The following is a 12,523-nucleotide window of genomic DNA, read 5'->3' as shown; positions in this document are numbered from 1 at the left end:
GCTGGCCAACAATCAGTTGTTGGTGACGGCCTTCTTGAGCAGGGAGCCAGCGGAGATGCGCACGCCGTAGGTGGCGGGGATCTCGATGGTCTCGCCGGTGCGCGGGTTGCGGCCGGTGCGGGCGGCGCGCTTGACGCGTTCCGCGGAGAACAGACCGGTGAGCTTCAGGCCCTCGCCAGACTGCATGGCCTCGACGAACACATCCTGGAAGGCGTTGACAGCGGCCTCAGCCTGAGCCTTGGTCAGGTTGGACTTCTGGGCGATCTTCGAGACGAGATCAGACTTGTTGTATGCCATAAAGCATCCTTCTTTGTCCGGGGACTGGCTACTGCATTGCCGGTCCGTTGTTTGTCATGAATGATGATAGCGCATGATGTGACCAGATGCCGCATTTTCCAACGTTTTTACTGGTTTCACACCATATTGCGCCTATCGAGCCAGCGCATCGCCAGCGCACCGAGCGGGATGCGCAGCCAGTAGAACAGCGCACGGTACAGCAGCGTCGCCGACAGGGCCACGCCGGCCGGGACTCCGGCCGCGCCGAACGAGAAGACCAGCGCCGCCTCGACGCCTCCGAGGCCGCCCGGAGTGGGCACGGCCGAGCCGATCGCGTTGGCCAGCAGGAACAGGAAGATCGTCTCGAACGGGTTGGTCATGTGTCCGAACGCCAGCAGGGCCGCCCAGAACTCGAGGCCGGTCGCCGCGTTGAGCAGCAGCATGCCGATCGCGCTGAAGGTCAGCTGGCGCGGGTTGGAGAGCACGTCGACCAGCTGGCGCGCGTACGCCTTGGCCAGCGGCAGCAGCCTCTCGGCGACGAGCCTGCGCACCGGGGGGATCATCATCGCGATCGCCAGCGTCATGAGCACGACGCCGATGACGGTGATGAGCGTGTTCGTCGGGATCATCGAGCTCAACGCGGTGGATCCGGTGAACAGGCCGATCAGCACCAGCATGATCACGGTGCCGCCGTAGTAGACGGCCATCACCGCGGTCATGATCGCCGTCGCCGTCGTATTGCGGTACCCGGCCTTGCGCAGGAACTGGAGGTTCACGAACGCCGGGCCCACGCCCGCGGGCATCGAGACCACGGCGAAGCCCTGCGCCAGCTGCGACATGAAGATGCCGATCGGACGGCGCCTGTCCTTCTCGATGAACGCGCCCAGCTCGATCGACGAGCCGAGGATCGCGAGGAATTCGAAGACGAGGCAGACGACCGCCATCACCGGATTGGCGTTCCTGACGGCCGCGATCACCTCGTTCGGCTTGAGCTGCGTGAACACGACGACGACAGCGACCATGAGCAGTACCGTGCCGATGAACGAGCGCGGCGAGAAGCGGGAGAGCTTCACCGGCTCCAGCGCACGCTCGTCCTCCTCGGGCGCGAGCGCGCGCAGACGGGCGCGCAGATCGTCCATCACATGCCTGTCCCACCCGATGAGTGCGCGCGTGCCGGCGGGGACGGCGGCCTTCTGCACGAACGGCGTCAACGCGATCATCTGCTCGTCGCCCCACACCGTGCGTCCGGCCGCGATGGCGCGTTCCGGGCCGATGAGCACGGCAAGCAGCGTGAGCAGCTGGACCTGATCGAGCGCCACGTTCGGCGCGGCGCTCGAATCGTCGCCGTTCTGCCATCCGGCGATGATCGGTGTACCCGATTCGAGCCGTGCCAGCGTGTCCGGGGTGATGCGCCGGTGCGTGTATCCGCGGCGGTTCGCCACGGACAGGTAGCGCATCAGGGCGATCGCATCGTCGTCGGACAGGGTGTTGAGGTTGCATTCGCGCATCGAATCGTTGCCGCGCAGCACGAGGATCGACGACTCGCCGGTGTCCGCAATGCCGTAGATGTGCGGGGTCGACAGACCCGCGTTCTTGAGACCGAGGATCATCAGCATGTGATGCTGCGTGGCCTCGCGCGGGGAGCGGTCGCGGCGCATCGACACGCCGGTGAAGCGGATCCACTGCCACAGCTGGCGCATGTATCCGGCGGTGTGCACCTGCGTATCGAGTACGGAGACGATGAACCGGCGGCCGAGATCGTCGCGCACGTCGTAGACGCGCGAGCCCTCGACCAGATCGTCGTCCAGCGTGGTGCGGAACGATCCGCGCGATGTCGGATCCGAATCCACGCGACGTTCGAGCGAGGTGACGCGCAGGCCGATGCCGTTCAGCGCCTGGACGAGGTCGGCGCCCCACGTGCCCTGGTTCTTCGTGCCGATGCCGAAGCGCAGCAGCATGCCGATCAGGCGTCCGGCGGCGAACGAGACGAGCACGCCGGCCACCGAGTTGACCGACAGCAGGATGAGCAGCGCGGCCACGGTGTAGAGGATGTTCCACCCCCATTTGACCGTCGCGCGCGTGCGGCGCGGACCGGCCACCGTCAGCAGGGCCGCCGCCCCCGCATAGAAGTCGGGCAGCAGCCCGACCCCGTACGTGCTGCTTGCCGAGCCGAGCGCGGAGATCATCGTCGCGTTGCCGATCGAGGAGACGGCCATCGAGATGCCCCACGCGAAGGCCATGCCGCCGAACAGCGCGAGCAGCGCCAGCACGGCCTGCAGCCATTCGCGCGAGATGAGCAGCTGGGCGATCGCCATGACGACGATCGCGACGATCGCCAGCTGCTGCAGCATCGACGTGGGCAGGTCGACCATCCAGTTGAGGGTCTGCCCGGCCACGTGATGGGCGTCCGATTCGATGCCGGAGACGAAACCATTGAGGTAGATCGCCGACAGCATCGCGACGACGGCGAGCAGCACCGAGGCACCCGCGTGCAGCAGATCGCCGAAATCATGGATGCGCTTGGGCGGCACATCGTCGATATGCGGATTGGAGGGGTCGCCCGGCGTCGTCTCGTCGAAATCGATGGAAGTCACGTCTGTCAGCGGTCTGTCAGCGGTCGAAGTCCACCAGCCTGCTCGCGACACCGGTGTAGGTGGCGGGGGTGAGGACCTTGAGACGCGCGGCGGTGTCGGCGTCGAAGGACTGCTGATCGATGAACGCCTCGACCTGAGCCTTGTCGATCGTGTGGCCGCGCATCAGCTCCTTGACCTTCTCGTACGGCTTGTCCATGCCGGGCAGACCGCGCAGCTCGCAAGCGCGCATCGCCGTCTGGATCGGCTCGCCGAGCACCTCCCAGTTCGTGTCGAGCTCGTGCGCGATGACGTGCTCGTTCGGGTGGATGGACTTCAGGCCCCCCATCAGGTTGTGCAGGGCCAGCAGCGAGTAGCCGAGTGCCGAACCGATGTTGCGCTGCGTGGTCGAATCGGTCAGATCGCGCTGCCAACGGGACTCCACCAGCGTGGCGGACAGCGTGTCCAGCAGCGAGCAGGACAGCTCGAAGTTGGCCTCCGCGTTCTCGAAGCGGATCGGGTTGACCTTGTGCGGCATCGTCGAGGAGCCGGTCGCGCCCTTGACCGGGACCTGCGCGAACACGCCGCGCGAGATGTACATCCATACGTCCACGCACAGATTGTGCATGATGCGGTTCGCGTGGGAGACGGTCGAGTACAGCTCGGCCTGCCAGTCGTGGCTTTCGATCTGCGTGGTGAGCGGGTTCCAGGTCAGGCCCATGCGGTTGGTGACGAACTCGCGGGAGACGGCGATCCAGTCGACGTCCGGGCAGGCGGCCAGATGCGCGCCGAACGTGCCGGTAGCGCCGTTGATCTTGCCCAGATACTCCTGGCTTGTCAGGTGCTTCAGCTGGCGGTTCAGACGGTAGACGTAGACGGCGAGCTCCTTGCCGAGCGTCGTCGGCGTGGCCGGCTGGCCGTGCGTGAGGGACAGCAGCGGCATGTCACGGAACTCGTCGGCCTTGGCGGCGAGATGATCGATGATCTCCTCGAACGCGGGCGTCCACACCTGCTCCATCGCGTTCTTCACGCAACGGGCGATCGACAGGTTGTTGATGTCCTCGGACGTGCAGGCGAAGTGCACGAGGGTCTTCAGCGCATCGTTGATGTGCGTGAGCTCGGCCGGAGCCTTGTCGAACTGATCGTCGATGTAGTACTCCACGGCCTTCACGTCATGATGAGTGACGGCCTCGTGCGCGGCGTGCTGACGGATGCCCTCGGCGCCGAAATCCTCGGGGATGGAGCGCAGGAACGCCTTCTCGGCGTCCGTGAACGGCTCGACGCCGTCGATGATCGGCCGGTTGCCGTTGCCCTCGAAGCCGTTGGCCAGCAGGATCATCCACTCGACCTCGACGCGCATGCGCTCGCGGTTGAGTGCCGGCTCGCTCAGGTATTCGACGAGCGGGGCGGTGGCGTTGTGGTAGCGGCCGTCGAGCGGCGTCAGTGCGATTGCGGGGGAAATATCGGTAAGCTTCATAACTCTTTAGGGTACTTCCAGCCGTGAACCGCGAACAATAGCAATATGGACTCCGCGGCGAGGGGCGAGGGCCGATCAATCATCGCGTTACCTGAAACGTGCGAATCGCCCCTATACTGGCCTATTGGCGCTCCCGCCCGAGCCGCGCAGGTCAAGGGGCGTCTCCGTAGGTATCACTGTGCGCGGCTGTAACTGGCAGGGGAGTACCATGTCCGCAATCGACAATCGTCCATCTTCGTCTTCTTCGTCATCATCCGTTCCTTCAGGCATTCCCGGTACCCCCGGCGTTCTCGGCGCCTCCCGCCTCAAGTGGCGTCCGGTCGACATCGCCGTCGGCGCGGCGCTCGGCGCGGCCTGCGGCGTGATCTTCTGGGGATTCAACTTCGCGTACATGCCGATCTCCTCCGTGCTGGGCGCTGTGCTGCCGGGACTGGCATCCGTGACGCATGCGATGTGGTACTTCTCCGGCACGCTCGCATTGCTGATCCTGCGCAAACCGGGTGCCGCGATGTACGTCAACGTCGTCGGCACGCTCGTCGAGACGGTGATCGGCAGCCAGTACGGCGTCGGATTCGTCATCGTCTCCGCGCTGCTGCAGGGCCTGTTCGCCGAGATCCCGTTCGCATTGACCCGGTACCGTGTGTTCAACCTGCCGGTCTCGATCGCCTCCGGCCTGCTCGTCGCGCTCGAATACGGCCTCTACCTGCTGTTCTTCCGCTACCAGGGCGTCTCGATCGTGAGCCCCCGCGGCATCGTCCACATGATCTCCGAGCTCACGGGCGGCGCGATCCTGAGCGGTGTCATGCCGTGGTTCCTCATGCTGGGACTCGTCGGAACCGGCGCCCTCGACCGCCTTGCCTCCGGCCGCGCCCTCATCGACACCGAGTCCTCCTCCCGCGTCTGATGCCCTGATTCCGGCATCATAAGACCGGCCGCATAAGAAAAATGGCTTCCATCCCCGCGTCGCATGGGCGTTGCGTGGGGACGGAAGCCATTTGCGTATCAGGGGGATGCGCCAGATTCCTCAGATGCCGAACTCCTTCTCGGCCTGCGTTCTGACGGAGTCGCCGACCAGTTCGGCGGTGTCGGACTTGGCCTGTTCGATGCGTCCGAAGAATGCGTCCGCCTCCTCGTAGTTCAGCGGGTGTCCGGCCTCCTTGGCGATCGCCATCACCTCGTCGATGGTCTGCGCCTCGGCCAGCTTCTCGTCCAGTTCCTTTTCGTCAATGCCGGTCATGATGACTCCTTGACTTGCATGCCGCCGTCCGCGTCCGACGTCATCGGCGTCGCAGGAGGCGGTGTGGGGGAACCCCGCCCTCGGAATTCCTTGGCTAGAGCGGTATTGTAGTCGTTTCCGTCGTTGGTGAGTAGGGCGTATCGGGCGTTTCCCTCGGTCGAAGGGGACGGCGGTTCGGATCTTTCGCGAGTCATGTCCGCCGGGAACGCCACGGATTGTCACAACTCGCTTTTCATCGTCCTTCCGGCGCGTTGTGGCATATTTCGTTGTCACGACGTGCTGGAATCGGTGTGAATTGCGGGTTGTGGCAGGGGCGGCGTATCGCTTGCGCGGAGGGGGCTGGGAGAGCGTTGTCGAAATGCTTGGAATTCCGCCATTTTCACGATATTGCCCGTTGCTTTGATCGCGGTCGGTGGCGTGCCGCGTCGGTGATTTGTGTCACGACGCGCGACAATCATCCGAAATCGCATGTTGTGACAAGCGGTACGCTCGTCTTGGATTCGACAGTCTTGGATTCGACTGGACGCGGCGGATCGGATGGGGGTGTCGTATGGATGACGATGAGCGGCGGTGGATCGAGGACACTTTGGAGCGGCTGTCCCATTCGGCGTTCCGGTCGAAGTTCGCGCTTGCGGCTAGGGACCGCGCCTACGCGCGCGCCAAGGGCAGGGACGTGATCGATCGCCACGCGCGTGAGATGCTGCGCGATCGGGTCGGCGATGCGACCCCGAGGAACGACGGTCGCCAGACCCCGTGGAAGGGCCACCCGGTGTTCACTGCGCAGCATGCGACCGCCACCTGCTGCCGCGGATGCATCGAGAAATGGCATCACATCCCCAAGGGCCGTGCGCTGAGCGAGATGGAGATCAACCGCCTCGCCGACCTCGTCATGGCATGGATCGAACGCGACCTCAAGAACCATCCGGCGCCGGCCGCAAAGCCAAAACCGTCCGCCTTAGAGCCGACCCTGTTCTGAATCCGATTCACGCCGACTGTCTCGGCACGACCTCGGTGGGCAGCCAGACGATGCGCTTCGGCTCGTCGCCCTCGATCTGGGCGAGCACCATGTCCGCCATCTCGATGCCGAATCGCCCGATCGGCTGGCGGACGGTGGTCAGCGGGGGAGTGGACGCGGCCGCATCGGGGCTGTCGTCGAACCCCGCGATGGCGATGTCCTGCGGCACGCGCACCCCGTGCGAGACGAGATACTGCATGGCGCCCGCGGCGATGCAGTCGTTGGCGCACATCATCGCGTCGACGCCGTGATCGCGCAGCAGCTGCGCGATGTCGAGGGCGTCGGGATTGACTCCGGCGAAGTCGATATCTCCGGCGTCGCCGGAGTCGCCGTCAGCGCCGTCGTTGCGGATTCCGGCGAGTTTCGCGAGCAGCAGGCGCACGGCCTCGCGTCCGTCGGCGCGGCTCCAGCCGTAGGCGTCGACGACCAGATCGGGGTCGAACAGGCCTTTCATCGTGCTGCGGAACCCCTCGAATCGCCCGTACGAGCAGGGGATGAAGTTCGGACCGCGAAAGTAGGCGATGCGCCGGTACCCCTGATCGAGCATGTACCGGGTCAGTGCCGTCGACGCCGCATGGTTGTCGATGTCGACCGTCGGGAATGGCGACTGTCCGCCATAGCCCACGCCGGAGACCGCCACCGGGGCGTTCGACTCGCGGAATACGGTGAACAGGCGGTCGCCGACGTGCAGGTTGTTGAGGATCCATCCGTCCGCGAATCCGCTGCGCACCAGTCGCGCGATGCGTTCGGCGGCCTCGTCGGTGTCGGAGATGAGCACGACCAGCTGATAGCCGGCCTCGCCAAGCCTGCGGTTGGCGTTGACCATGATCGTGTTGATGTTCGGATCGGTGGTGATGGTCTCCGGTTCGCCGTGCATGACGAAGGCCACGGTCTGCGTGCGCTGACGCACCAGCGATCGGGCGGCGTTGTTGGGGATGTAGTTGACCTCGCGCACGGCGGCGGCGATGCGTTCGCCGGCCTCGGGGGAGACGTGGGGGTTGCCGTTGAGGAACCGGGAGACCGTTGCGTACGACACCCCCGACACGCGGGCGACGTCCATGATGGTCGGTTTCCTCGACGCCCGTTTGCGCCTGATTCCGCCGTTTTCGCCCGATTGATCGCCCATGGCGCGCCTCCGATCGTAGACAACTGGTTTGTAAACGTTTCCATATCAGTGTACACTGTCACCTCGTAAACGATTACACGGCTTATGGCAAGCCGAAAACGCAGCGGCAGAGTAGCCGTTGCGCTTGAGGAAAGGAACGACATGAAGCGAACGGCTCTGCGCAGAATCACCGCGGCGACGATGGTCGTGGGATTGGGCATCGGACTGGCCGGCTGCGGCGGCGGAGACGGAGGCAACGGCGCGTCCGGCACCATCGGCACCGCCGACAACCCGGTCGAGATCGCCGTATGGGGCTGGGAGCCCACGCTCAAGCAGGCGACGGCCACCTTCGAGAAGGAGAACCCCAACATCAAGGTCAAGGTCACCAACGTCGGCTCCGCCGTGCAGACCATCACCTCGCTGCAGAACGCCATCAACGCCGGCTCCGGCGCGCCGGACGTCGCCCAGTTCGAATACCACGCCCTGCCCCAGTTCGCACTCGCCGGATCGCTGTCCGACCTGTCCGACAAGGGCGCCAAGGACTACGCCGACTTCTACACGCCCGGCACCTGGAGCCAGGTCAACATCAACGGCGGCATCTACGGCCTGCCGATGGACTCCGGCCCGACCGCCCTGTTCTACAACAAGGAGGTGTTCGACGCCGCCGGCGTCACCGAACCGCCGAAGACCTGGGACGAGTACTACGAGGCAGCCAAGAAGATCAAGGCGCTCGGCGGCGGCCACTACATCACCGCCGACACCGGCTCGGAAGGCTCGTACACCATGCTCGCCAGCCTGATCTGGGCCGCCGGCGGCCGCCCGTACGAGATCAAGGACGCCGAGAACGTCTCCATCACCCTGACCAGCGACCCGGCCGTCAAGAAGGTCGCTGACTTCTGGCAGAAGATGATCGACGAGGGGCTCATCAACACGCAGATCAACTCGTGGTCCGACGAATGGAACCGTGGCTTGGGCGACGGCACCATCGCCTCGCTCAACTACGGCGCGTGGATGAGCGCCAACCTGCTCGCCAGCGCCTCGCAGGCATCCGGCAAGTTCCGCGTCGCCACCATCCCGCAATGGGACGCCTCCGCCAAGCCGAGCAACGGCGAGGCCGGCGGATCCACGCTCGCGATCCTCGCCTCCAGCAAGAAGCAGGAGGCCGCATGGAAGTACATCGACTTCGTCAACCACGAACGCGACGGCATCAACGCGCGCGTCGACAACGGCGCGTTCCCCGCCGATCACGAGACCCTCAAGTCCGACGACTTCCTCAAGGGGTCGGCGAAACTGACCGACTACTTCGGTGGCCAGGAATACAACAAGGTGCTCGCCCAGGCCTCCGACGAGGTCTCCGAGGGCTTCTCGTACATGCCGTTCAGCGCCCACGCGATGAGCATCTACGGCGACAGCCTCGGACCCGCATACCGCGGCCAGAAGACCCTGAGCCAGGCGCTCGCCGACTTCCAGAAGGCGCTGACCGATTACGGCAGGGATCAGGGCTTCACCGTCACCAACTGATCGCCGATCCGGCTGGTCCGGTCGGTCCGGTCGCTTCATCTCAAGACTTGTCCTGAACACTCCAACCGCGAAGCCGGTCCTCCCACTTCCTCGGGGAGGACCGGCTTCGTCCTGCTTGCATGGTTGGCGGAACCAGCTCGACGGGCCGATTCTTCGTCCCGCCGGGGTCTGGCTCAGGGACTGTCAACAGGCATTTTCACGGCAATGCTGAAGGCATACCTCGCTGTGTTCAATTGTGAATCAGTTGCGCAGAGGCAATGACATGAGGATCGAGATGTGATGATGCGTCGAGAATTTCAATTCCAAGAATGTTTCCATTCTGACTGAAATCCACATTCACATATGAGTTTTCATCATTGGGGAAGAACGGCACCTCAACGGTATGATGTACATGTTCCTCAACGATGTTGTCGGCTATGCTGATGTATGCGGCGTCGGCATCAGGATCGTAGGTGATGTTCATTGGTTAGCCTCGATAGGCGGTAACTACATTATGGGTCGTTTTGCTAAGAATAACTGTGATTTTATTTTTCCCCTTCCCATGACATATTTCCAAGTTCCTTTATTGGCATTACTTTTAACGCCATTAAGGAGAACTTGCTTAACTAATTGTTGCGAAATGCCTCTTGCTGTCATCTGCTGAATCGCGTGCGCCGTCAGACGAACTGCAATGCCACCCAACCATATTAAGATAGGGGCGACTCGTGCGGAAGGGGTGGATTCTGTATTTTCAGACGAAGGTACCGAAGTGTTGTACTCCGAGTCAGAGCTTTCTATGGGAAAATTAGAAGTGTCTTCAGTCGTAATACCGTAATTTGCGACTTGAGTGTTGTAGTCTGCAGTTACCGCATTTGCGGGCACTGTCCCCGATAAGGTCAAAGCAGCAGAAAGAATTATGGCTAGCAAACAGCTTCGTAATTTGGTCATCTTTTTCCTGTCGTGTTGGGTGGATTTCGCCGCGCGGCAATGTGACTCTATGAAAATAAGAAATAAATCTTTTTTGTCTAGTTTTTTACGCTCCTGGCGTAAGGTGCATGGTTATGGCTGTGCGATGGCGGGTTGCGAGATGCGTCCGCCGTGCCGGATGTCATGGAATTTGGGTGGATATTCGACGAAACCCGGCGTAGTGTCTATGGCGAGAGGGAAGTAAATGCGACAATATGTCCATTAAGAAAAGTTGACAGTATGTCAACAAATCCCCAAGGAGGCGGAACATGTACTATTCCAACGGCAACTACGAGGCGTTCGCGCGCCCGAAGAAGCCCGCAGGCGTCGACGGCAAGTCGGCTTACATCATCGGCACCGGACTGGCGGCCCTGTCCGCCGCGTGCTACCTCGTGCGCGACGCGCAGATGCCCGGCGAGAACATCCACATCCTCGAAAAGGACGCGGTCCCCGGAGGCGCATGCGACGGCGCCGAAATCCCCGGACTCGGCTACGTGATGCGCGGCGGACGCGAGATGGACAACCACTTCGAGGTGATGTGGGACCTGTTCCGCTCCATCCCGTCCATCGAGACGCCCGACGTCTCCGTCCTCGACGAATACTACTGGCTCAACAAGGAGGACCCGAACTACTCGCTGTGCCGCGCCACCAAGGATCTCGGCCACGACGCCGAGACCAACGGCAAGTTCGGCCTGTCCGACAAGGCGTCACAGGAGATCATGAAGCTCTTCTTCACCCCCGATGAGGAGCTCTACGACAAGCCGATCACCGACTTCTTCGACGACGAGGTCCTAAACTCCAACTTCTGGATGTACTGGCGCACCATGTTCGCCTTCGAGAACTGGCACTCCGCGCTCGAGATGAAGCTGTACATCAAGCGCTACATCCACCACATCGGCGGCCTGCCCGACTTCTCCGCGCTGCGATTCACCCGATACAACCAGTACGAGTCGATGATCCTGCCGATGGTCAAGTACTTGGAATCGCACGGCGTGCAGTTCCACTACAACACCAAGGTCGAGAACGTCGAATTCGCGATTGGCGGCGGAGACGGCCCGCGCCGTGAGCACACCGGCGTCGGCCAGGACACGATCCTCAAGATCCAGGCGACCTCCGGCGTCTTCAAGCGCAACCCGTTCAGCTCCGACACGAAGAAGCTTGCCGTGCGCATCGACATCGACCACGAAGGCGACAAGTCGTCCATCGACCTGACCCCCGACGACTACGTGTTCATCACCAACGGCGGCTGCGTCGAGAACTCCACCATGGGCTCGCAGCACGCGCCCGCAGCATGGAACCCCGACCTGAAGCCCGGCGGCGGCTGGGACATGTGGCGCCGCATCGCCAAACAGGACCCGAGCTTCGGCCACCCGGACAAGTTCTGCTCCGACCCGCAGGCCACCAAGTGGATGAGCGCCACCGTCACCACGCTCGACGGCGAGATCCCGCCGTACATCAAGCGCATCTGCAAGCGCGACCCGTTCAGCGGCCACGTCGTCACCGGCGGCATTATCACCGTCACCGACTCCAACTGGCTCATGAGCTGGACCCTCAACCGCCAGCAGCAGTTCCGCGACCAGCCCAAGGACCAGTTGTGCGTGTGGGTCTATGGCCTGTTCCCCGACAAGCCCGGCAACTACATCAAGAAGCCGATGACCGAATGCACCGGCGAGGAGATCTGCGCCGAATGGCTCTACCACATGGGCGTTCCCACGGAGAAGATCGAGGCGCTCGCCAAAACCCACGCCAACACCGTGCCGGTGATGATGCCGTACATCACGGCCTTCTTCATGCCGCGCGCGGCCGGCGACCGTCCGGACGTGGTACCCGACGGCGCCGTCAACTTCGCGTTCCTCGGCCAGTTCGCCGAGACCCCGCGCGACACGATCTTCACCACCGAGTATTCGATGCGCACCGGCATGGAGGCGGTGTACACGCTGCTCGACGTCGATCGCGGCGTACCCGAGGTGTGGGGCAGCGTCTACGACGTGCGCAACCTCCTCAACGCCACCGTCAAGCTGCGTGACGGCGCACCTGTGACCGACATGAAGCTCAACTTCGTGGAGAAGGCCGTGCTCGGCAAGATCCTCAAGAAGCTCGACGGCACCGACATCGCCACATTGCTGCGCGAGTACCACGTCATCTGACGCCCGATACGACACCCCGCGCCTCGCTTGCTGCATCCGTTGCGGGGCATACGGCGAGAGATAACGGTCATCAGATGACCGTTATCTTTCACAAGTCGCTCCGCAGCGAGAGATAACGGTAGCTGACCAGCCGTCATCTCTCGCCAACTACCCTTGTAGCGAGAGGTTATCGTTGTTCAGAGACGGCAACCTCTCACTACGGGGGTGGTTAGCGAGAGATTTCCGTCAGA

The 12,523-nt window shown here is 63.1% G+C and carries 11 protein-coding genes; 4 read left to right on the top strand and 7 right to left on the bottom strand.

Annotated elements, in window-relative coordinates:
- Positions 1–12 precede the first annotated feature (12 nt).
- The 3 genes from EMB92_RS08320 to purB all read right to left on the bottom strand — a co-directional run bounded on the left by EMB92_RS08320 (position 13) and on the right by purB (position 4,323).
- Positions 13–297: an HU family DNA-binding protein gene (locus EMB92_RS08320; RefSeq protein ID WP_043166340.1), complete on the bottom strand. Its 285-nt coding sequence runs from the start codon at positions 295–297 to the stop codon at positions 13–15.
- Between the two features lie 116 nt (positions 298–413).
- Positions 414–2,870: a lysylphosphatidylglycerol synthase transmembrane domain-containing protein gene (locus EMB92_RS08315; protein WP_223847643.1), complete on the bottom strand. Its 2,457-nt coding sequence runs from the start codon at positions 2,868–2,870 to the stop codon at positions 414–416.
- A 16-nt stretch (positions 2,871–2,886) separates the two neighbouring features.
- Positions 2,887–4,323, bottom strand: a complete 1,437-nt coding sequence (gene purB / locus EMB92_RS08310; protein ID WP_150394482.1) for an adenylosuccinate lyase — start codon at positions 4,321–4,323, stop codon at positions 2,887–2,889.
- 208 nt (positions 4,324–4,531) lie between these two features.
- On the opposite strand from purB, the gene EMB92_RS08305 reads away from it, so the two are divergent.
- On the top strand, positions 4,532–5,227 hold the full coding sequence (locus EMB92_RS08305; RefSeq protein WP_150394481.1) for an ECF transporter S component: 696 nt from the start codon (positions 4,532–4,534) through the stop codon (positions 5,225–5,227).
- A 120-nt stretch (positions 5,228–5,347) separates the two neighbouring features.
- Here the strand turns inward: EMB92_RS08305 and EMB92_RS08300 are convergent, their stop codons facing one another.
- Positions 5,348–5,560, bottom strand: a complete 213-nt coding sequence (locus tag EMB92_RS08300; protein WP_043166344.1) for a hypothetical protein — start codon at positions 5,558–5,560, stop codon at positions 5,348–5,350.
- Between the two features lie 550 nt (positions 5,561–6,110).
- Between EMB92_RS08300 and EMB92_RS08295 the strand changes: the two genes are divergently transcribed.
- Entirely contained in the window at positions 6,111–6,536 is a 426-nt protein-coding gene (locus tag EMB92_RS08295; protein WP_150394480.1) for a DUF4186 domain-containing protein, read from the top strand.
- Between the two features lie 7 nt (positions 6,537–6,543).
- Here EMB92_RS08295 and EMB92_RS08290 read toward each other — a convergent pair whose 3' ends face one another.
- Positions 6,544–7,701: a LacI family DNA-binding transcriptional regulator gene (locus EMB92_RS08290; RefSeq protein WP_150394479.1), complete on the bottom strand. Its 1,158-nt coding sequence runs from the start codon at positions 7,699–7,701 to the stop codon at positions 6,544–6,546.
- 141 nt (positions 7,702–7,842) lie between these two features.
- On the opposite strand from EMB92_RS08290, the gene EMB92_RS08285 reads away from it, so the two are divergent.
- Entirely contained in the window at positions 7,843–9,201 is a 1,359-nt protein-coding gene (locus EMB92_RS08285; RefSeq protein ID WP_190973614.1) for an ABC transporter substrate-binding protein, read from the top strand.
- A 229-nt stretch (positions 9,202–9,430) separates the two neighbouring features.
- Here the strand turns inward: EMB92_RS08285 and EMB92_RS08280 are convergent, their stop codons facing one another.
- The gene (locus EMB92_RS08280; protein ID WP_150394477.1) at positions 9,431–9,664 is read right to left on the bottom strand and encodes a DUF2283 domain-containing protein; all 234 of its coding nucleotides are present in this window, start codon (positions 9,662–9,664) and stop codon (positions 9,431–9,433) included.
- Positions 9,665–9,687: 23 nt separating this feature from the next.
- The gene (locus tag EMB92_RS08275) at positions 9,688–10,128 is read right to left on the bottom strand and encodes a DUF4258 domain-containing protein (RefSeq protein WP_150394476.1); all 441 of its coding nucleotides are present in this window, start codon (positions 10,126–10,128) and stop codon (positions 9,688–9,690) included.
- A 287-nt stretch (positions 10,129–10,415) separates the two neighbouring features.
- Here EMB92_RS08275 and EMB92_RS08270 point away from each other — a divergent pair, with 287 nt between their 5' ends.
- Complete coding sequence (locus EMB92_RS08270) at positions 10,416–12,293, top strand: oleate hydratase (protein WP_150394475.1); 1,878 nt, start codon at positions 10,416–10,418, stop codon at positions 12,291–12,293.
- Positions 12,294–12,523 lie beyond the last annotated feature (230 nt).

Source organism: Bifidobacterium callitrichos (assembly GCF_008698085.1).
GTDB classification, from domain to species: domain Bacteria; phylum Actinomycetota; class Actinomycetes; order Actinomycetales; family Bifidobacteriaceae; genus Bifidobacterium; species Bifidobacterium callitrichos.
The sequence above is the reverse complement of the archived record's forward strand: the minus strand, read 5'-3'. Positions and strand labels throughout refer to the sequence as shown.

What these genes read in the sequence shown, in the direction of transcription:
- EMB92_RS08320 (WP_043166340.1), bottom strand. Translation starts at nt 297, where the DNA reads ATGGCATACAACAAGTCTGATCTCGTCTCGAAGATCGCCCAGAAGTCC.
- purB (WP_150394482.1), bottom strand. Translation starts at nt 4,323, where the DNA reads ATGAAGCTTACCGATATTTCCCCCGCAATCGCACTGACGCCGCTCGAC.
- EMB92_RS08305 (WP_150394481.1), top strand. Translation starts at nt 4,532, where the DNA reads ATGTCCGCAATCGACAATCGTCCATCTTCGTCTTCTTCGTCATCATCC.
- EMB92_RS08300 (WP_043166344.1), bottom strand. Translation starts at nt 5,560, where the DNA reads ATGACCGGCATTGACGAAAAGGAACTGGACGAGAAGCTGGCCGAGGCG.
- EMB92_RS08295 (WP_150394480.1), top strand. Translation starts at nt 6,111, where the DNA reads ATGGATGACGATGAGCGGCGGTGGATCGAGGACACTTTGGAGCGGCTG.
- EMB92_RS08290 (WP_150394479.1), bottom strand. Translation starts at nt 7,701, where the DNA reads ATGGGCGATCAATCGGGCGAAAACGGCGGAATCAGGCGCAAACGGGCG.
- EMB92_RS08285 (WP_190973614.1), top strand. Translation starts at nt 7,843, where the DNA reads ATGAAGCGAACGGCTCTGCGCAGAATCACCGCGGCGACGATGGTCGTG.
- EMB92_RS08280 (WP_150394477.1), bottom strand. Translation starts at nt 9,664, where the DNA reads ATGAACATCACCTACGATCCTGATGCCGACGCCGCATACATCAGCATA.
- EMB92_RS08275 (WP_150394476.1), bottom strand. Translation starts at nt 10,128, where the DNA reads ATGACCAAATTACGAAGCTGTTTGCTAGCCATAATTCTTTCTGCTGCT.
- EMB92_RS08270 (WP_150394475.1), top strand. Translation starts at nt 10,416, where the DNA reads ATGTACTATTCCAACGGCAACTACGAGGCGTTCGCGCGCCCGAAGAAG.